Raw genomic sequence first — 19,070 nt, forward strand, 5'->3', positions numbered from 1 at the left:
GGAAGGGGGCGCAGGCGCAGGCATTGCTGGTTGACGGACGTGGTTAAGAAAGGGCGCGCCGGGCAGGCGTGCTGGACGATGGGGCGCTAAACGAGGGGGGCTCTAAACGAGGGGGTTGGGGCGCCGCGCCCAGGGAGCCTTGTGGATACCGCATTCGGTCTTGGCGCTGCCCTGCCAGCGCCCGCTGCGGGAAGCGCCCTCAGGGCCCCCGGAGGGGGCCGTGCAGGGCGCGCAGCCGATGGAGGCATAGCCCTGGTCTGTAAGCGGATGGGCCGGCAGGCCCCGCGACTCGAAGGCCCGGCGCAGCTCTGCGGAATCCCACTGCGCCAGGGGGTTAACCTTGATGCGGCCGGACTCGGCCTCGAAGACCGGGATCTGGCCGCGCAGGCCGCCCTGGAACCGCTTGCGGCCGTTGATCCAGGCACTGAAGCCGCTGAGGGCCCGCTCCAGCGGCAGCACCTTGCGCAGGCGGCAGCAGAGGTCCGGGTTGCGCCGCCACAGGGTGCCGTCCGCATCGGCGCGGGCAAGATCCTCGGTCGCCGGCGTCACCGAGCGCAGGTCTGTCAGTCCCAGCCGCTCCGCCAGGCGGTCGCGGTAGGCGAGGGTCTCCGGAAAGTGTTTCCCGGTCTCCAGGAAGATCACCGGGGTCGCGGGGTCGACCTGGGCGACGAGGTCCAGCAGCACAGCGGACTCCGCGCCGAAGGACGACACCACGGCGATGCGTCCGGGAAAGACATGCTTGATCGCCGCTTCCAGCACCGTCTCGCTGTCTACCTCGCTGGCGGCGGCGCCGTAGCGCAGCTCCAGAAGGCGGGCGCGCTCCTGCAGCCGCAGGGCCCGGTCCTGGTTGGCCGCGGGGCGAACCGTCAACGCCGATCTGCTCGTCCGTGAGGCCAGCACTCTTGCGACTCCCCGGTCCAGGCTCTTGCCCGAGCTCTGTGACTTGCGGCGCTACTCGGCAGCAACCGCGCGCGAAGATCGGAAGCCGGCGCCGAGCGCGCCGCTGGGCGCACGGCCGTCTGCAGTCGGCTGGTACCAGATCTGGATTTCCTCGATGGCGTCCTTCCAGGCCGCCGCGGTCTTCTCGTCCGCCACCGCGAAGCTGTCGAAGCCACAGCGCAGCATGAAGAAGAGCTGGTCGCGCAGCACATTGCCGACGGCCCGCAGTTCGCCCTTGAAGCCGTGGCGCTCCCGCAGCAGGCGCGCATAGGAATAGGCGCGTCCGTCGTTGAACTTCGGGAACTCCAGGGCGATGAGGTCGAAGTGCTTCAGGTCTCCAGCGATGTCTTCGGGCGGCTGGTCGCTGGCCAGACGCAGGCCCAGGCGGCCGTTGCGGCGCAGCAGCGCCGCGCGCTGATCGCGCCACTGATCCAGCGTGACGATCAGGTCCACCTCCAGAGAAGGGGTCTCCGTCGGCGCGGTTTGGCTGTCGTTTGCCGGCGCGTCGTCTGCCGGTTCGGACGTCTCGGGGAGGTCGGACCAGGGGTCGTCGGCGATCCGTCCGTCTTTAAGCAGCGGCATAGAGCTTCTCCTTGAACGGCGCGATGCCGACACGGGCGTATGTATCGTTGAACTTCTCGTTGTCCTGGCGCAGATCCAGGTAGGTCTCGACGATGTTGTCGACGGCATCGACCACCGCGTCGTAGGAGAACGCAGGGCCGACGATCTTGCCGACGGCGGCGTTTTCATCGGCGCTGCCGCCCAGGGTGATCTGGTAGAACTCCTCGCCCTTCTTGTCGACGCCCAGGATGCCGATGTGGCCGGCATGATGGTGGCCGCAGGCATTGATGCAGCCGGAGATCTTGATCTTCAGATCGCCGATCTCGTGCTGGCGGTTGAGGTCGCTGAAGCGCTGGGTGATGCGCTGGGCGACGGGAATGGAGCGGGCGTTGGCCAGGTTGCAGTAATCAAGCCCGGGGCAAGCGATGATATCGGAGACGAGACCGATGTTGGGCGTGCCCAGGCCGTGCTGGACCAGCATCTCCCAGACCTTGGCCAGATCGCTGAGCTTCACGTGCGGCAGCACCAGGTTCTGTTCGTGGGTGACGCGGATCTCATCGAAGCTGAACGCTTCCGCCAGGTCGGCCACGGCGTCCATCTGCGCGGCGCTGGCATCGCCGGGCGCCTCGCCCTCGGGCTTCAGCGAGATGGAGACGATGGCATAGCCGGGGACCTTGTGGGCGGAGACGTTGCTGCGCACCCAGCGGGCGAAGTCCCGATCCTCGAAGCGCCGCGCCTCGAAGCCGCGGTCACTCTCCGGCAGGTCCTCAAAGGCCGGCGGGGCGAAGTAGCTCTCGATGCGGGCGATCTCCTCGGCCGGCAGGGTGAGTGCGCCGTCTTTCAGATGCGCCCATTCCTCTTCGACCAGGCGGGTGAACGCCTCGGCGCCGGTCTGCTGCACCAGGATCTTGATGCGCGCCTTGTAGAGGTTGTCGCGCCGGCCGAGCTGGTTGTAGACCCGCAGGATGGCCTCCAGGTAGCTCAGCAGGTGGGCCTTGGGCAAGAACTCGCGGATGGTGGTGCCGATCACCGGGGTGCGGCCCTGGCCGCCGCCGACGATCACCTCGAAGCCGACCTTGCCGGCCGCGTTGCGGCGGACCTGCAGGCCGATGTCGTGGAAGCGCACAGCGGCGCGGTCGTTGGGCGCACCGGTGATGGCGATCTTGAACTTGCGCGGCAGGAACGAGAATTCCGGGTGCAGGGTCGACCACTGGCGGATGATCTCGCCGTAGATGCGCGGGTCCTCGATTTCGTCGGCGCTGGCGCCGGCGAAGTGGTCGGCGGTGACGTTGCGGATGCAGTTGCCGCTGGTCTGAATGGCGTGCATCTCGACCTCGGCCAACTCCTCCAGGATCTTCGGCACGTCTTCCAGCTTCGGCCAGTTGTACTGGATGTTCTGGCGCGTGGTGAAGTGGCCGTAGCCGCGGTCGTAGTCGCGCGCGACGCTGGCCAGCCTACGCATCTGGCGCGACGACAGCGTGCCGTAGGGCACGGCAACGCGCAGCATATAGGCGTGAAGCTGCAGGTAGAGCCCGTTCATCAGGCGCAGGGGCCGGAACTCTTCTTCGCTCAGTTCACCGGAGAGACGGCGTTCCACCTGTCCGCGGAACTGGGCGGTGCGCTGACGGACAAAGGCCAGATCGAATTCGTCGTAGCGGTACATCGTCTTGTGTTCCTCTCGCCCTAGGCTTCCGCCACCAAGGGGGCTTTACGATAGTCGGCGCGCACGGTCGGGCCGGCGGCACGGATGGTCTCCCGGGTGGACAGCGGCTGCAGGATGCCGTCCACCTCGGTGACCTCGACCAGATAGGGGCCGACGATCTTGCGTGCGGCCACGTCGGCCTCCGCACGCTTCAGCAAGTCGTCCTGGGCGGCGCTGTCGTTGCTGGTTACGGCTTGGTTCAGCCAGGCCGTCCACAGGCCGCTTTCGGTGAGATAGACGACATCGCCTTCGCGCAGGCGGTTGGCGGTGACGGCTTTCAGAGGCACAGGTTTCTGGGGCATCGCTGTGATCTCCGTCAGACGGCCAACGCTTCGGGCAAGCGCCGGGGGAGGGCGGTCAGTTCGGCCTCCAGGCCACGGTCTTCGCCGGTCATGGCCTTGCGGGCGACTTCGCCGATGATGATGAGCGCAGGTCCCGTGACCGCCGCCTGCCGCAGGCGCAGATCCAGGTCCTCCAGCCGCCCGGTGACGATGCGCTGGTCGTCGCGGGTGCCGTTCTCGATCACCGCGACGGGGGTCCCGGCGGAGAGCCCGTGTTCGATCAGGCGCTTCGCGACAACGCCGGCTGTCGAGACGCCCATGTAGACCGCCAAGGTCTGTTTGCCGCTGGCCAGGCTCGTCCAGTCCAGATCCGGCTCGCCGTCCCGCGCATGGCCGGTGATGAAGGTGACGGCCAGGGCCGTGCCCCGCAGGGTGAGCGGAATGCCCGCTGCCGCGGCGCAGCCCGCCGCCGCCGTTACGCCCGGGACGACCTCGACCGTGACCCCGCGGGCCTCCAGATAATCCATTTCCTCGCCGCCGCGCCCGAAGATGAAGGGGTCGCCGCCCTTCAGGCGCACCACCCGGTGTCCGGCCAGGGCGTGCTCGGCCATCAGGGCGTTGATCTCGTCCTGGCTCTTGCTGTGGTTGGCCTTGGCCTTGCCGACGTAGATCCGCTCCGCATCGCGGCGCGCATAGTCGACGATTTCCGGGCCGACCAGCTTGTCGTAGAGCACGACATCGGCTTCCTGCAGGCGGCGCAGGGCCTTGAAGGTCAGCAGGTCCGGGTCGCCCGGACCGGCGCCGACGATGGCGACCGAACCGGCCGGCGCGGCCTGCGACGCCGGGCCGTTGATCAGGCCCAGCATGGCCTCGCGGGCTGCGGTTTCGCGCCCGGCCAGTACTTCTTCGGCGACCGGTCCGGTAAAGAACCGCTCCCAGAAGCGCCGGCGGCCTGCGGGGGGAATGGTCGCGCCGACGGCGGCGCGGAAGGTTCCGGCAAAGCGCGCCAGGGCGCCGAGGCGGGCCGGCAGCATCGCTTCGATCCGGGCCCGCAGCTGGCGCGCCAGGATCGGCGCGTCGCCGCCGCTGGAGATACCGATCACCAGGGGGTCGCGGTCGATCACCGCCGGCATGATGAAACTGGAAAGGTCGGGCCGATCAACCACGTTGACGGCGACGCCGGCTTCGGCCGCCGCTGCGGCCACCGCCTCGTCCACGGCCGGCTTGCCGCTGGCGGAGATCACCAGGGCGCGTCCCCGGACGTCTTCGGTCCTGAACGGACGACACATCCATAGGACCCGGCTGTCGCGGGCCTGCTCGGCCATATCGGTGCTGAGGCGCGGCGCCACCAGGGTGACCTTGGCGTGCGCCTTCAGCAGCAGGCGCAGCTTGCGCAGCGCCAGTTCGCCGCCCCCCACCAACAGGGCGGAGCGGCTGGAAAGATCGTGGAAGGCCGGGAAATACCGCATGGGTCCTGCTTTCGTGCCGGTCGGGTCTCCGTTGCCGCGGCAGCATGCTGCGAAACGAAAATCCGATACAAGTCAGTGTGTTAGAGTGCCGTACCCAGTTTGCAATCGGCCAGTGGCGGTCGGTGCTAGGCATGCCCGGGCCAATTTCACAAAAAACGTAGGGTGATCATTTTCAATTGTCCATAGGAAAATGTATAAATTGGGTATTACACTAACTAATAGTGTGCATTAGATGATACGGAGCTTCCCGGATGACAGGGGGCCGCCGCCTGCGTATCAATGCGCTGGAGGGGGGCCGTCACCGCGGCCGCAGGAAAGCAATCAGCCGTCTCGAGGGAGCGGCCGTCTCGAGGGAGTGATTGAATGATCCGTGGGTTGTCTGCCGGGCGTTTGGCGGCGCCGTTGCTTTGCGTCGTGGCGATGGGTCTTCTGGGTGCCTGCAGCGCCATGCCGTTTCAGGTTTCCGGTTCGGACGAGGCCGTGGAGTCCGCTCGGGCGGAAAGCGCCGGCCTGCTGCCGCGGTTGCGGCCCTATGCCTTCGGCCTTTGCTACAGCCCGGCGGTGAACGAGGATTCGGAAGTCGACGACGAAGCGGCCTACATCTGCGACGGCGGGCGCCTGGTGCGCAAGAACGAGGACGTTTTCTGGAACGGCTGTTCGCTGACCCAACCCAACCGGGTCAATTTCGTCTGCTTCCCGCCGGACAAGGCCAAGCGGCCGACAGCCTCCCAACCCCAATAACCGGGCCGAAAAGGTCTGTCCTGCCTCAGACCGGCAGCCCGTGCCGGGCGAGAGCTGCCAGGCTGTCGGCGCGCTGGCTGACCACCGCTCGGTCCCCTTCCAGGCGCAGAACCGGGCAGGGGAGGGTTTCCAGCCAGGTTTCGTGCATTTCGCGGCTCCGCCCTTCCGGGGGGCCGATTTCGTACTCGGCGGCCCACTCAAGAAAAGCGATGCTGGCGTCATGGCGGTCGCCGCCGGGTTCGATCCGGTTGCCGTAGCGCTCGACCTCCCGCCGGCGCAGGCGTTCCAGGCGCACCCCGGTGGGCACTGAGAGGAAAATCACCAGGTCGAACTGTGGGATGAGCGGCGCGCCCCAATGGCCGATGGAGCCGGAAAGCACCCATGATCCGGCCTCGGCGAAGGCCCTGTTCAACAGGCGCAGACGCTCCTCGACCGGTCGTTTCAGCGTGTAGGGCGGATCGCCTGGCTGCCAGTAGAATTCATCGGTATCGAAGCGGGCCACCCCCAGATGCTCTGAGAGCGCATGGCCCAGGGTCGAGGTGCCGCTGCCGGAAGCGCCGGTGATGTGCAATCGGATCATCGCTCAGGAGTCGAGCCGGGCCCATTCGTCGAGGACGCCGGGGTCGCTCTCGGCGGCCGCATGTCTGCTGCGCAGGCGCGCGACGGCTTCCTGCGGCAACAGGCAGAGCAGGGCCCAGACCGCCGCGCCGCGTACCAGCGCGGAAGGGTCATTCAGCAGGGCCTCGATTGCTTTTGCTGGTGCCTTGTTCCCGGCGTTGCCAAGGGCGATCAGCACATTGCGCAGGAAGCGGTCGCGCCCGATGCGCTTGATGGGCGAGCCGGCAAAGAGCCTGCGAAAGCCGGCGTCGTCGAGGTCGAGAAAGTCGGCCAGCCGCGGCGCGGTGAGTTCGGCACGGGGCAGGAAGGCGGCCTCGCGGGTCGGCTGCGCGAACTTGTTCCAGGGGCAGACGGCAAGGCAGTCGTCGCAGCCGTAGATGCGGTTGCCCATGGCCTTGCGGAACTCCAGCGGGATCGGCCCCTTGTGTTCGATGGTGAGGTAAGAGATGCAGCGCCGCGCGTCGAGTTTGTAGGGGGCCGGGAAGGCGTCGGTAGGGCAGATGTCGAGACAGTTGCGGCAGCTTCCGCAGTGATCGCTTTCCGCCCTGTCGGCTTCGACTTCCAGATCGGTGTAGACCTCGCCGAGAAACAGCCAGGAGCCCAGCGCGCGCGACACGAGGTTGCTGTGTTTGCCCTGCCAGCCGAGGCCGCCGGCCTGCGCCAGGTGTTTTTCCATCACCGGCGCGGTGTCGACGAAGACCTTCACTCCGGCCGCCAGATCCTCATGCATCCAGCGCGCCAGGGCCTTCAGACGCTTCTTCATCAGGTCGTGATAGTCGGCGTTGCGGGCGTAGACGGAGATTGCCGCACGCTGCGGTTCGTCCAGCAGCGCCAGGGGGTCTTCGGCGGGGCCGTAGTTCTGGCCCAGAACGACGACGCTGCGCGCTTCCGGCCAGAGCGCCTTCGGGTTGGCGCGGCGTTCCGCATTGCGGGCCAGCCAGTCCATCTCACCGTGATAGCCCGCCGCCAGGAACTCCTTCAGCGCGGCGGCTGCGTCGGGGGCGACCTCCGCCCTGGCAAAGCCCACGGCGTCGAACCCCAGCGCCAGGGCCCGCTCCCGGATTGCCGCCTTTTTAGAGGGCAGGGAGGTCTCCCGCGTCCTGTTGCCCGGTAAACGCTGCGATGAAATCGTCAAGCCGCTGGTCCTCGATTGCCTGGCGCAGGCCGGCCATGAGTTCCTGATAATAGGCCAGATTGTGGCGGGTCAGCAGGATCGGGCCAAGCATCTCCTTCGCCTTGAAGAGATGGTGCAGATAGGCGCGGGAGTAGTTGGTGCAGGTCGGGCAGGGGCAGTCCGGATCCAGCGGGCGGGCATCGTCCTGATGGCGCGCGTTGCGGATGTTCACGCTGCCGCGGCGGGTGAAGGCCTGGCCGGTGCGCCCCGATCGGGTCGGCAGCACGCAGTCGAATATATCGATGCCGCGGGCGACGGCGCCGACGATGTCCGCCGGCTTGCCGACGCCCATGAGATAGCGCGGATGGGTTGCCGGCATATGCGGGACCGTGGCGTCCAGCACCTCGAACATCACCGCCTGTCCCTCGCCGACGGCCAGCCCGCCGACCGCATAGCCGTCGAAACCGATCTCGATCAGCGCCTCGGCGGAGGCACGCCGCAGCGCCGGATAGACACCGCCCTGGACGATGCCGAAGAGCCCATAGCCCGGCCGCACGGTAAAGGCCTTGTGGCAGCGGGCCGCCCAGCGCATGGAACGCTCCATGGACTCGCGCGCTTCCGCCTCCGTCGCCGGGTAAGGCGTGCACTCGTCGAGCACCATGGTGATGTTGGCGTCGAGAAGCTCCTGGATTTCCACCGCCCGCTCCGGCGTCAGGGCGTGGCGCTCGCCATCCAGGTGGGAGCGGAAGGTGACGCCCTCCTCGGTGATCTTGCGCAGTTCCTGCAGCGACATCACCTGGTAGCCGCCGGAATCCGTCAGGATCGGCCGCGGCCAGTTCATGAAACGATGCAGGCCGCCCAGGCGCGCAACCCGCTCCGCCCCTGGGCGCAGCATCAGGTGGTAGGTGTTGGCGAGCAGGATCTCGGCCCCGCTTTCGCGCACCTGGTCAGGAGTCAGTCCCTTCACGGTGGCGGCGGTGCCGACGGTCATGAAGGCGGGCGTATTGATCGTCCCGTGCGCCGTCTCAAGCTGCCCGCGGCGGGCCTTGCCGTCGACGGCACTGACCGCAAAGCGGAGGCCGTGGGCGCCGGCAGCGGTTTGTTCGGCCCTGTTCACCGGGCGCCCTCCGGCTCCAGCAGGCAGGCATCGCCGTAGGAGTAGAAGCGGTACTGCTCAGCGACGGCGTGGGCGTAGGCGGCCTCCATGCGCGCCTTGCCGGCAAAAGCGCAGACCAGCATGAAAAGGGTCGACCGCGGCAGGTGGAAGTTGGTCAGCAGCAGGTCCACGGCCTTGAAGCGGTGGCCCGGCAGGATGAAAAGATCGGTGTCGCCGACGAAGGGCGTGACCGTGCCGTCGTCCGCGGCAACGCTCTCCAGCAGGCGCAGCGCGGTGGTGCCGACCGCGACGATGCGCCCGCCAGCGGCCCGGACAGCATTGATCCTGTCCGCGGCGTCGCGGGTGATTTCGCCGGTCTCGCTGTGCATCCGGTGGGCGGCGGGGTCGTCTGTCTTCACCGGCAGGAAGGTGCCGGCGCCGACATGCAGGGTGACCGCCACCCGGTCGATCCCGGCCCCTTCGAGTGCGGCCAGCAGGCTCTCGGTGAAGTGCAGGCCGGCGGTGGGCGCGGCGACGGCGCCGGCCCGTTCCGCGAAGACCGTCTGGTAGTCCTCCCGGTCCTGCGGATCGCCCCCGGAGTCGCGCTTGATGTAGGGCGGCAGCGGCATGATCCCGTGGCGGTCCAACGCGGCCAGCAGGTCGCTGCCCGCTTCGTCGAAGACCAGGGTGACTTCGCCGCCCTCGCCCTTTTCGGCGACCGCGGCGCCGAAGTCCTCGGCGAAAACGATCCGGTCGCCGGCAGAGAGCTTACGCGCCGGGCGCGCAAAAGCCTTCCAGGTCCTGGCCGAGGTGCCGGCGTCCACCGCCTTGTGCAGGGTGACCTCGATGCCGCTGCTGCCCCTTGTGCCGGTCAGCCGCGCCGGGATCACCTTGGTGTCGTTGATGACCAGCAGGTCGCCGGGGCGCAACAGGCGGGGCAGGTCGGCGATGGTCCGGTCCGCCAGAACCGGCCCCACATGCAGCAGGCGCGCGGTCTCGCGCGGCTCGATCGGATGCTGGGCGATCAGCGCGCGCGGCAGGTCGAAATCGAAGTCGTCGGTGCGCATGGCGGTTTCTGGGCGAAGGCCGGATCTGGGAGGTGTTCGGTTCAGGGCGAAAGCCGGGACGGTTGTCGTATCACCCGCGCGGGGACAGGCCAAGCACCCCGGTGAACTCCCCGGCTGGTTCCCAGGAGAGGCACCGCTGAAGAACCGGCGGCCGGTCAAACCGCCAGTCTGCGGTCGTAGCGCAGGCCGACGCTGACCCGCGGCGTCTCGAAGCGGTCGACGAAGTGAAAGGGGCGGTCGGTTCTGCCATAGAGCCCTGGTCCGCGCATCAGCACCAGCCAGCCGGGCGGCGCCGCCACCGCCCGGGCCTCCGCCCCGCTGCGGTCGCGGCAGACCGCAAAGCGGCAGCGTCCGCTCAGGGTGATGACGGAGATGAGGCCGCGGTAGGCGATATGGTCGCGGTGGGGCGTGATCCCGCCGGAGCCTTTGGGGTAGCGCTGGACGATGAGATCGTTGACGGCAAAGCCTTCCGTCAGGGGCGGCGGCGTCAACAGTGCCAGGGCATCGGTGAAGGCGGCGTCCAGCGCCGCAGCGCAGGCGGCAAGAGCGCCGTCATCGGGAACCGCGCAGCTCACTTCGCAGTCCTGCCAGACGCGCTTGTCGCCTTCTCCGATCACCGGTCGTGCCGGGCGGTAGCGCAGGCTTTGAGAGTCCGCGATCAAGGCTTCGATGGCCTCTGGCCCCAGCAGCGGGAGCGAAACGGCATCGGCCTGCGGCAGCGCGGCGATCGCTTCTGCAAGGGCTCTGCGGCCGCTTTGGAAACGCTCGAAGACGGCGGTGCGACTCACTGTTCGCCCGAGGCGCTCGTCGGGGCCTTGGTTTCGGGTGAGGGAATGAGCAGCACCGGCGTGGCCGGCTGCGGCCCGCCGGCGGTTTCCAGCGGCGGCCGCAGGTAGAGGTTGTCCGCAACGGTGGGGACCTGCGGCACGGCCCCGGCGATGGTTGCCGTTTCCGGCATCGGCGGAACCGCTCCGCGCGCAATCGCATCGCCACGACCGCCGGCGTAATCGTCTGCGCGATACGTGGCCAGCCCCTTGCTGTCGATGACGAAGACGACCTCACCGGCGGGGCCGGAGGCGGCCACTGGCGCGGCGGCACGAGGGGTCTGCAGGGCTTCAGGGGCGGCTGTCGCCGATCCGAAGGTTCGGGAGTAGACGTCGCGATAGGGAGAGCCCTGGGCAGAGGACGCATAGGTGGGTGAAAAGTAGCCGCCGTCCTGGGCTGCGGCGGGGACCGGCCAGAGCGCAGAAAGACCAAGCAGGCTCAAGGCCGCTGTCATCGTCGGAAGTCGTGCCACCGCCATCGTTCCTTCCCCCGAAGGCACTGCAGTCAACAGCCGCCATAGTGGCGCTGCAGTGGCCTTGGCGTCCAGAGACAATGCATCCGCAGAAGCCGTTTCACGGCGCCGATGCCGCCGGCTTATCGGCCCGCTTCGCCCGCCAGACGCTGGCCGTCGCGCCAGGCCCAGGGCGCGACGAACTCGCCTTTCCAGAGGCCGCGCCGGGCTTCCTCCGCGCCGTGCTGAATCGGACCGAAGAGCGCCCCATAGCGCTCTGCGGGATCGTCATCAGGCCGGACCAGAGCCCAGCCGGTGTAGATCATGCCCTCCGAGAGGTCGTATCCCGCCGCGGTGCAGCGCGCCAGCGGTACATCGGCGGATGCGGCGCGGCCTTTCAGCCGCCGGCATTCGACCTCGACACCGGCGGTCAGATCCATAAGGGCCGCCTGCGCAAGCAATCCACAGTCATAGAAGCGCTCTTTGCGGGTGCAGCGCTGCGCCAGCTCGGGCGCATCGACCCCGGCCAGATCGTAGTTCTGCCCGGCAACGGAGAGCGAGTCGCCATCGATGATCTCGGCCGTGCCGCGCACCGGCGAACCGCTCTCGGACCGGGCGCTCTGCTGAGACCAGGCCACAGCAAGGGCGGCCAGGACGAAAAGGCCCGTCCCGGCTGCAGCCGGGGCACGCCGACGCCCGTTACTTGACCCGCCGAAAGACCTCTCAGCAGGCCCCTCAGCAGGAAGGACCGCAGCGATGCTCGCCGATTGTCTTGACCAATGCATAGATCTGCCGCCGGACCGTGGCATCCTCAATTCGGCTGTAGGCTTGGACGAGACGAAGCATATCACGCTGGGTCATCAGGTCGGACACACGTTCCGGTGACTCGATGTCGGTCTGGCCGGCGGCGGGCGGCTGTCCGGGCGCTTCTCTGGCGGAGAGCTCCTGGAAGAAATACTGAACCGGGACCTGCAGAACCTGGGACAGGCGGTAAAGGCGGCTGGCGACGATACGGTTGGTGCCGCGCTCGTATTTCTGAATCTGCTGAAATGTAATACCCAAAGAGTTCGCCAGGCTGCTCTGGCTGAGGCCAAGGGCCAGGCGCCGGAGCCGCAACCTGGAACCTATGGAGACGTCGACGGGGTCGGGCTTTGCGGGAGTAATCGTGGGAGTCTCAGACACGCTGTCATTTCTCTCATTCTGAATGACCCCGCGGCGATGGGTTGGTGATTCGGAGTTTTGTCTCAAAGGGTGACCGCGCAGACTTACTGCGCAAGCTTCTCGCGGATCAAGTGATCGATTTGTTCATGCAGACGTATTCATTTGTTCATGAACAACACTGGGTTGAACGACCGGCCCGGCACGCGCGAAAGAAACGCCGCGAACATCGCAGGTCAAAACGTGCAGAGGCATCGTAAACCAGCGCGTGCAGCCTTCTCCGCGCTGCAGCGTCTAGGCAGGCGAACGGGCGCGGATGCGGCTCGACAGAAGAATCAATTCCTCTATGCGAGGCCCGGTCGGTTTGGCTCAGGTGCTGGGCTTGCGCAGGGCTGCGCCCTCGGCCGCTGTCTCTGCGCCGCCGGAGCGGCTGGCAGCGCCGTCCACCGAAGCGGTATCGGTCGGTGCGGGCTGCCGCGCCGCGCAGCAGTTCACGTAGAGCTCGCTCAGGGCGCTCAACATCTTGCCCACCTCGGGGCTGGATACCGAGTAGAGCACCGTTTGCGCGTTGCGGCGGGTCTTCACCAGGTTGTCCCGGCGAAGCTTGGCCAGATGTTGGGACAGGGCGGATTGACTGAGCCCAACCAGCCGGCAAAGCTCGGTCACGGAGTGTTCGCGTTCGGACAGGTGGCAGAGGATTACCAGGCGCCGCTCATTGCCCATGGCTTTGAGCAGGCGGCTCGCCCGTCCGGCGGTCAGAAGAAGTGGTCCGTATGGCATATTAGGAAACGTTGTTCGGGGGTGGGGCAGGTCAAGCGCAAGCCGCGAACTTTTTTTGTTCCCAATTATCCGAAAGGCGGTGAGGTTTTCCGAAGTCTTGCGGAACGGCGGGATTTCTGGGGGAATGGCGCCGATTCGCCGTGGAGGACCTCTATTTTACTAACAACGGATGTAGAAATGAAAGATGTCTGAGATGTCGAAAACCGTGCTCGACGCTACCGGGCTGCGCTGCCCGCTGCCCGTCCTGCGGGCCCGAAAGGCGATGAAATCGGTCGAAGCCGGCGCGGTCCTGGAAGTCATCGCCACGGATCCGGGCGCGGTCGCGGATTTCCAGGCTTTTTGCCAGACCACGGGCGATGAACTGCTGTCCTGGGACGAGGCGGAGGGCCGCTTTACCTTCCAGATCAGGAAAGCCGGCTAGAAGCGGCGGGGCCGCGCCGGGACCGTTCCCGACAGCCCCGGCCTGCCGGGCCCACTCTCATGGGCCTTGTTTCCTCCTGCGCCTTGCTTCTGCCGGCCTTACTCTCCGGGGGCCGGCTGTGCGGGGCCCGCCACCTTCGGGCCGGACGCGGCCTTGCGCCCTTCCAGCGCGCCGACCAGCAGCGCCATCATCGGCGGGATGATCAGCAGCGTCAGCATGGCGGAGAGGGAGAGGCCGCCGACCACCACCGACCCCAGGCCGCGATAGAGCTCCGAGCCGGCGCCGGGGAACAGCACCAGCGGCAGCATCCCGAAGACCGACGTCAGGGTCGACATGAAGATCGGCCGGATGCGGTTGCGCGTCGCCTCGACGATCGCCGCGCCGGCGGCCAGGCCCTCTTCGCGCAGGTGATAGAGCGTCTGATGCACCAGCAGGATGGCGTTGTTCACCACGATGCCGATCAAAATGACGAAACCGAGCAGGGTCAGCATGTCGAGCGGCTGGTAGACGGAGGTGTTGAGCACAACCAGCCCGGCCACGCCGCCGGCGGCGGCCAGAGGCACCGAAAGCAGGATGATCAGCGGATAGATGAAACTCTCGAACAGCACGGCCATGACCAGAAAAACGATGGCCAGCGCCAGCAGGAGATCCAGGACCATGGCTTCCCAGGTCTGGGTCAGTTTATCGGCCGTGCCGGAAATGTTGAACGTGACCCCGGGCGGCAGGCCCTCGGCCTCCATCGGCTCCATGACCTCGCTGCGCAGGGTGTCCAGGGCGGCTTCCAGTGGAATGCCGGGGGCGGGGCGGATTTCCAGGGTGACGGTGCGGAAGCGCTCGCGGTGGCGGATTTCGGTGGGTCCCGAGGTCAGCACCACTTCAGCCAGAGACGAAGCCGGAATGATGTCGCCGCTGGGAGTCACCACCGGCAGGCTGGCGATGCCCTGGGTCTCGACGACGTTGTAATCCGGGCCTTTCAGCATCAGGTCCAGGCGGTCGGAGCCGACGGTGACCTCCGCCACCCTGAGGCCGTCATTGAAGGTGTCGATGGCTTCACCCAGCTCGCGCGCGGTCACGTTGTTGTCGGCAAGGCGCAGGCGGTTGGGGAAGAGCCGCACTTCCGGTGCGCCCAGTTCCAGGCCCGGGTTCGGGCGCAGCTGGTGGCCCTCGCTGCGCGGCAGGATCTGCGAGATTCGGCCCACCGCCTGTTGGGCGACGCCGAGGATGGTCTCCAGCTCCTGACCGGAGATGTCGAAGTCGATCTTGCGGCCCGAACCGATGCCGCGCCCGAAGATCGACGGCTGGTTGATGAAGCCGAAGGTTCCGGGCTCGCGGAACACCGGGCCCTCCAGGACCGGGATCAGCTCCGAAGCGCGCTGCGGGTCGACCGCGGTGGCGCCTAGGAAGGTGGTGGCCCTGGTGGCGACGAAGAAGAAGCGTTCGATCTGCGGCGGCTCGGCGTTTTCTGCCCCGCCGGGCCAAAGAGACCTCAAAGCCCCGGTGAAGCCTTCCCCGATGCCGTCCAGGGAAAAGCCGTCTTCTTCCTGGGTTTGGTAGCTGTCGGCTTCCATGCCGCTTTCGGTGATCCAGAGCGGCCGGGTCGCGGCTTCGATGCCTTTGGCGATGTCGGTGGTGGTGCCGAGGTTGTAGCCCGGCGGCGGAATGATGATGCCGAAAACGAGGTTCCGGTTGCCTTCCGGCAGGTATTCCAGCTTGGGCAGGAAGTGCCAGGCGCCCATTGACGCCGCTGTCGTGACGGACGCCACGACCACGAAAGCCACCAGGCGGCTGGCGACCACAAGCCGCACGAAGCCCATGATGATGGCGATGAGCCTTTCCGCCAGCCAGTCGACCAGCGGCAGGCGCAGACGGGTGATGCTTTTCTCGTCCAGCTTCTTGCTGCCGCCGCTCAGCAGCCAGCTGGAGAGCGCCGGCAGCACGGTGACCGAGACCAGCAGCGACAGCATGACGGAGACCGAGATGGCCACCGCGATATCGCGGAACAGTTGGCCCACCTCCAGCTGCATCACCAGGATGGGGATGAACACCATCACGGTGGTCAGGGCGGAGACGAGCACCGCCCCCCAGACCTGCTTGGCGCCCAGATAGGCGGCCTCGCGGGCCGGCCGGCCCTGTTCGCGCAGGCGGTAAATGTTCTCCAGCACCACGATGGCGGCATCCACCACCATGCCGACCGCAAAGGCGATGCCGGCCAGGGAGATCACGTTGATGGAGCGTCCCATGGCGGCCATGGCCACGAAGGCGCCGATGACCGAAACCGGAATCGCGATGGACACCACCAGGGTGGCGCGGACGGAGCGCAGGAAGACGAGAAGAATAATGGCGGCAAGGGTCCCGCCGACCCAGATGTTCTGCTGCACCAGATCGATGGCGGAGTTGATGTAGACCGTCTCATCGTAGACCTGGCGCAGCCTCAGGCCCTCGGCCGGGATCACCCCGGCCCGCAGTTCTTCGACCGCTGCCTTGATGCCGTCCATGGTCTCGATGACGTTGGCGCCGGTTTCGCGCTGGGCGTTCATCGCCATGGCGCCCTGGGCGAGCATGCGGATCGAGGCCCCGGCTTCCTTGTAGCCGTAGGAAACCTCTGCGATGTCGCCGATCCGCACCCGCGCCAGGCGGCCGCTGTCGTCATTGGAATCGCTGCGCACCACGACGTCGCGGATCGCTTCCAGGGTGTTCAACTCGCCCTCGGTGCGGACCACGTAGCGCCGCTTGCCTTCGTCCACGTCGCCGGCGCTGAGCGAGGCGTTGGCGCGGCGCAGGGCATCGACGACCTCGCTCACCGTCATGCGGTAGCGCGCCAGCACCTTGGGTTCGACGATCACCTGGATTTCCCGCTCCGTCCCGCCGAACACATTGACGCGGCTGACGCCGGGAACGCGTTCGATGCGCTCGCGCAGAATGTCCTCGGCGAAGTCGCCGTACTCGTGGATGGGCCGTTCGTTGCCGTCCTCGCGGGTGATGATGAACCACGCGATGGGACTGTCTTCGCTGCCGGCGGTATCCAGCGAGGGTTCGTCGGCCTCGTCCGGATAGCCGTTCACCCGGTCGAGCCGGTTGGAGACCAGCAGCAGAGCGCGGTCCATATTGGTGCCGACGGCGAACTCCAGGGTGATGCGGGCCCGGCCCTGCTCGGAGCGCGAGGTGATGGTCTCCAGGCCCTCGATACCTTTCAGCTCTTCTTCCTGGCGGTTGGTGATCTCTCGCTCGACCTCGGCCGGCGCGGCGCCGCCCCAGTTCGTCGATACGGTGATGACCGGCCGGTTGACATCGGGCGCCAGCTGGATGGGGATGGTCTGCAGCGCGACGATCCCGAACATCACCACCATCAGCACCGCGGCTATGACCGCGATCGGCCTTTCGATGGCGAGCTTGATGAGGTTCATCAGGTTTCTCCGTCGATCTGGACGGCGGCGCCGGGGCGCAGGCGTTCATTGCCGCGCACCACGGTCTGCTCGCCTTCGTCGAGGCCCTGGACGACCTCGTAGCGGTTGCCGACCGGCTCGCCCAGCACGATCGGGCGCGGCTGTGCCTGACCCTCGGAGACAACGAAGACAATGGTGCCGTTGGGACGTTTGATGATGGCGTCCTTGTGAACGGAGACGACGTCCCGCGGCGCGCCAACCGGCACCATCACGGTGACCGACTGCTCGTTGGCAAGCGGGCTGTTGATCTCTCCGAAGCGCGGCACGAAGCGCACGGCACGGGTCCGGGTCAGCGGATTCTCGTCGGGGATCACGGCCCGGACCGTCGCCCCGATCAGGGTCCCGTCGTCCAGCACCACTTCGACGGCGGCGCCGGAGGTGAGTCCCAGCAGCCGGTTGGCCGGCACGTCAGCCTCCACCTCCAGGGTCTGATCGGCGATCATGCGCACCACAGCCGCGCCGTCCTGCGCATAGGAGCCGGCCTCGCTCAGGCGCTGGGTGATCACCCCGTCATAGGGCGCGCGCACGGTGGCGTCTTCCAGGTCGATTTCGGCCAAGCGCAGCGTGGCGCGGGCGCTGGTCACCGCGGCCTCCGCTTCGCTGGCCGCAGCCTCGGCGATGGCGACCTCCTGACGGGCATCGTCGAAACGGGCCTGGCTGAAGGCGGCGGACTGCTTCAGCCCCTCCAGGCGCTGCAGTTCCTGTCGTGCCAGGGTGATCTCGGCCTGCTTGGTCCTCAACTCTGCCCGGGCCACGGAAAGGCCCGCGGCCGCCAGATCCCGTTCGGCCTCCATCGACACCCTGTCGAGCACGGCAATGACATCGCCGGCCGCAACCCGGTCGCCGACCTCGACGGTGTACTCCTGGATCGGGCCGCTGACCCGGGCGGCGACCGACCCGGCCTGTCGGGCGACGAGGCGGCCCACCACAGGCACCGTCTGGGTCAGCGGTTCGCTGCGCACGGCATCGACACGCACCAGGGAGGCGTTGTTTTGCGCCGTTGCGTTCTGAACCGCGAAACCGCTGCCAAGGCTCGCTCCCGCAAGACAGACCACCGCAATCGCCAGACACCGGCGTGCCGCCTTCAACCCCATGTTTCGCCTATCTCCAAACACCCTGCCGACGCCGCGACTCTCGCGCAAATTGGCGGGATCTCAAAAAAACTAAATAGATCATTGATTTGGCGTCTGGCCGCAGGGAGTCAATGGGCCAAGCCAACAACTGCGGCAGCATAGGCCCAGTCTGCGCCGCTGTCTCCTGACAATTCATTTAGGCAGGAAACCGCATTTCGGTTGAAATTGCAGGGATGACGCCGGGCGGTCACGGGCTATGATGGGCCGACCCCCCAGAGCCAGGGCCGCCGTATGAGTACGCTTCTTTTCAGTCATCCCGCCTGCGAGCAGCACGATCCCGGGCCTCTTCATCCGGAAAATCCGGGCCGTCTCAAGGCCATCATGAAGACTCTCGACAGTCCCGAGTTTTCCGGTCTGCTGCGCCGCGAAGCCCCGCGCGCCGAGCATGGACAGATTGCGCGGGTCCATCCTGACAGCTTCGTGCACGAGGTTCTGGCCGCCATACCGGACCATGGCGACCGCATGCTGGATGCCGATACCATCGTCTCGCCGGGCTCGGGCGAAGCCGCATTGCGGGCCGCCGGCGCGGTGGTCGCGGCGGTTGACGCGGTGATGGCGGGCGAAGCCGACAACGCCTTCTGCGCGGTCCGCCCGCCGGGCCACCATGCCGAGCCGCGCCAGGCCATGGGCTTCTGCCTGTTCAATAATGTCGCGGTCGGCGCCCTGCATGCCCGCGAGGTGCACCGCTGCCACCGCGTCGCCGTGGTCGATTTCGATGTCCACCATGGCAACGGAACCCAGGCCATGTTCTGGGACGATCCGGACCTGTTCTACGCCTCGACGCATCAGTTTCCGTTCTATCCCGGAACCGGACGCGCGCAAGAGCGCGGCGTTGCAAACAACATCATCAACGTGCCGCTGCCGCCGCCGGCCGGATCGGCGGAGTTCCGGCAGGCGATGCGCGACTGTGTGATTCCGGCCATGACGCGCTTCGAGCCGGAGTTCGTGTTCATCTCGGCCGGATTCGATGCCCATGCCGACGACCCCCTGGCCAGCCTGAACTTCGTCGAGGAGGACTATGCCTGGGCGACGCAGCAGTTGATGGAGCTGGCCCGCAGCGCCTGTGGGGGGCGATTGGTCTCGGTTCTGGAGGGGGGCTACGATCATGCGGCTCTGGCCAGCTGTGCCGCAGCCCATGTCCGCACGCTGATGCGCTTTTGACCTCTGGCGCCGACTGCGTTAAAGGGCGGGACCGCTGAATTGGGAACGACGCCGGCCGCCCGCAGCGGTCGACATGGCGCACGAGGACCAGACACACCCCGGGGGGGAAA

Annotated in this window: 19 protein-coding genes; 3 read left to right on the top strand and 16 right to left on the bottom strand. The window is 67.2% G+C overall.

Translation table 11 applies throughout. The annotated features are described in order from the left end of the window. Positions 1 to 102: 102 nt before the first annotated feature. The 5 genes from ACO06P_RS20540 to cysG form a co-directional block, all read right to left on the bottom strand. Positions 103 to 870 (bottom strand): phosphoadenylyl-sulfate reductase, encoded by a 768-nt coding sequence (locus tag ACO06P_RS20540; RefSeq protein ID WP_420347091.1) that lies wholly within the window; start codon positions 868 to 870, stop codon positions 103 to 105. Positions 871 to 951: 81 nt separating this feature from the next. Then, positions 952 to 1,521, bottom strand: coding sequence for a DUF934 domain-containing protein (locus ACO06P_RS20545; RefSeq protein WP_420347092.1), 570 nt, complete (start codon positions 1,519 to 1,521; stop codon positions 952 to 954). Then, the gene (locus ACO06P_RS20550; RefSeq protein ID WP_420347093.1) at positions 1,508 to 3,163 is read right to left on the bottom strand and encodes a nitrite/sulfite reductase; all 1,656 of its coding nucleotides are present in this window, start codon (positions 3,161 to 3,163) and stop codon (positions 1,508 to 1,510) included. Before ACO06P_RS20550 ends, ACO06P_RS20545 begins: the two co-directional genes overlap by 14 nt. Before the next feature lie 20 nt (positions 3,164 to 3,183). Beyond that, positions 3,184 to 3,504 (bottom strand): DUF2849 domain-containing protein, encoded by a 321-nt coding sequence (locus ACO06P_RS20555; protein WP_420347094.1) that lies wholly within the window; start codon positions 3,502 to 3,504, stop codon positions 3,184 to 3,186. A 14-nt stretch (positions 3,505 to 3,518) separates the two neighbouring features. Beyond that, positions 3,519 to 4,952 carry a siroheme synthase CysG gene (cysG, locus tag ACO06P_RS20560; RefSeq protein ID WP_420347095.1) on the bottom strand — a complete coding sequence of 478 codons (1,434 nt, stop codon included), beginning with the start codon at positions 4,950 to 4,952 and terminating at the stop codon, positions 3,519 to 3,521. A 363-nt stretch (positions 4,953 to 5,315) separates the two neighbouring features. Between cysG and ACO06P_RS20565 the strand changes: the two genes are divergently transcribed. After that, entirely contained in the window at positions 5,316 to 5,693 is a 378-nt protein-coding gene (locus ACO06P_RS20565; protein WP_420347096.1) for a hypothetical protein, read from the top strand. 25 nt (positions 5,694 to 5,718) lie between these two features. Here ACO06P_RS20565 and ACO06P_RS20570 read toward each other — a convergent pair whose 3' ends face one another. The 9 genes from ACO06P_RS20570 to ACO06P_RS20610 all read right to left on the bottom strand — a co-directional run bounded on the left by ACO06P_RS20570 (position 5,719) and on the right by ACO06P_RS20610 (position 12,802). Then, complete coding sequence (locus tag ACO06P_RS20570; protein WP_420347097.1) at positions 5,719 to 6,273, bottom strand: AAA family ATPase; 555 nt, start codon at positions 6,271 to 6,273, stop codon at positions 5,719 to 5,721. A 3-nt stretch (positions 6,274 to 6,276) separates the two neighbouring features. Beyond that, a complete protein-coding gene (queG, locus tag ACO06P_RS20575) occupies positions 6,277 to 7,440 on the bottom strand; it encodes a tRNA epoxyqueuosine(34) reductase QueG (protein ID WP_420349663.1) in 1,164 nt (387 codons plus the stop codon). Further along, positions 7,385 to 8,542 (bottom strand): tRNA guanosine(34) transglycosylase Tgt, encoded by a 1,158-nt coding sequence (gene tgt, locus ACO06P_RS20580; protein WP_420347098.1) that lies wholly within the window; start codon positions 8,540 to 8,542, stop codon positions 7,385 to 7,387. The genes queG and tgt overlap by 56 nt, the downstream gene beginning before the upstream one ends. Then, positions 8,539 to 9,588 (bottom strand): tRNA preQ1(34) S-adenosylmethionine ribosyltransferase-isomerase QueA, encoded by a 1,050-nt coding sequence (gene queA / locus ACO06P_RS20585; RefSeq protein ID WP_420347099.1) that lies wholly within the window; start codon positions 9,586 to 9,588, stop codon positions 8,539 to 8,541. Before queA ends, tgt begins: the two co-directional genes overlap by 4 nt. Positions 9,589 to 9,743: 155 nt before the next feature. Beyond that, positions 9,744 to 10,376: a hypothetical protein gene (locus ACO06P_RS20590; RefSeq protein WP_420347100.1), complete on the bottom strand. Its 633-nt coding sequence runs from the start codon at positions 10,374 to 10,376 to the stop codon at positions 9,744 to 9,746. After that, on the bottom strand, positions 10,373 to 10,885 hold the full coding sequence (locus ACO06P_RS20595; RefSeq protein WP_420347101.1) for a hypothetical protein: 513 nt from the start codon (positions 10,883 to 10,885) through the stop codon (positions 10,373 to 10,375). The genes ACO06P_RS20590 and ACO06P_RS20595 overlap by 4 nt, the downstream gene beginning before the upstream one ends. Positions 10,886 to 11,007: 122 nt before the next feature. Beyond that, positions 11,008 to 11,457 carry a thermonuclease family protein gene (locus ACO06P_RS20600; protein WP_420347102.1) on the bottom strand — a complete coding sequence of 150 codons (450 nt, stop codon included), beginning with the start codon at positions 11,455 to 11,457 and terminating at the stop codon, positions 11,008 to 11,010. 142 nt (positions 11,458 to 11,599) lie between these two features. Beyond that, positions 11,600 to 12,046 (bottom strand): helix-turn-helix domain-containing protein, encoded by a 447-nt coding sequence (locus tag ACO06P_RS20605; protein ID WP_420347103.1) that lies wholly within the window; start codon positions 12,044 to 12,046, stop codon positions 11,600 to 11,602. A gap of 345 nt (positions 12,047 to 12,391) precedes the next feature. Continuing rightward, positions 12,392 to 12,802, bottom strand: coding sequence for an ArsR/SmtB family transcription factor (locus tag ACO06P_RS20610; protein WP_420347104.1), 411 nt, complete (start codon positions 12,800 to 12,802; stop codon positions 12,392 to 12,394). Positions 12,803 to 12,995: 193 nt separating this feature from the next. On the opposite strand from ACO06P_RS20610, the gene ACO06P_RS20615 reads away from it, so the two are divergent. Further along, positions 12,996 to 13,223: a sulfurtransferase TusA family protein gene (locus ACO06P_RS20615; protein ID WP_420347105.1), complete on the top strand. Its 228-nt coding sequence runs from the start codon at positions 12,996 to 12,998 to the stop codon at positions 13,221 to 13,223. Positions 13,224 to 13,321: 98 nt separating this feature from the next. Here ACO06P_RS20615 and ACO06P_RS20620 read toward each other — a convergent pair whose 3' ends face one another. Together ACO06P_RS20620 and ACO06P_RS20625 are read right to left on the bottom strand one after the other, a co-directional pair. Further along, the gene (locus tag ACO06P_RS20620; protein WP_420347106.1) at positions 13,322 to 16,627 is read right to left on the bottom strand and encodes an efflux RND transporter permease subunit; all 3,306 of its coding nucleotides are present in this window, start codon (positions 16,625 to 16,627) and stop codon (positions 13,322 to 13,324) included. After that, positions 16,627 to 17,760 (bottom strand): efflux RND transporter periplasmic adaptor subunit, encoded by a 1,134-nt coding sequence (locus ACO06P_RS20625; protein WP_420347107.1) that lies wholly within the window; start codon positions 17,758 to 17,760, stop codon positions 16,627 to 16,629. The genes ACO06P_RS20620 and ACO06P_RS20625 overlap by 1 nt, the downstream gene beginning before the upstream one ends. Before the next feature lie 270 nt (positions 17,761 to 18,030). On the opposite strand from ACO06P_RS20625, the gene ACO06P_RS20630 reads away from it, so the two are divergent. Next, on the top strand, positions 18,031 to 18,960 hold the full coding sequence (locus ACO06P_RS20630) for a histone deacetylase family protein (RefSeq protein ID WP_420347108.1): 930 nt from the start codon (positions 18,031 to 18,033) through the stop codon (positions 18,958 to 18,960). Positions 18,961 to 19,070 lie beyond the last annotated feature (110 nt).

It is taken from the genome of Pelagibius sp. (genome assembly GCF_965227505.1).
Taxonomy (GTDB): domain Bacteria; phylum Pseudomonadota; class Alphaproteobacteria; order Kiloniellales; family Kiloniellaceae; genus Pelagibius.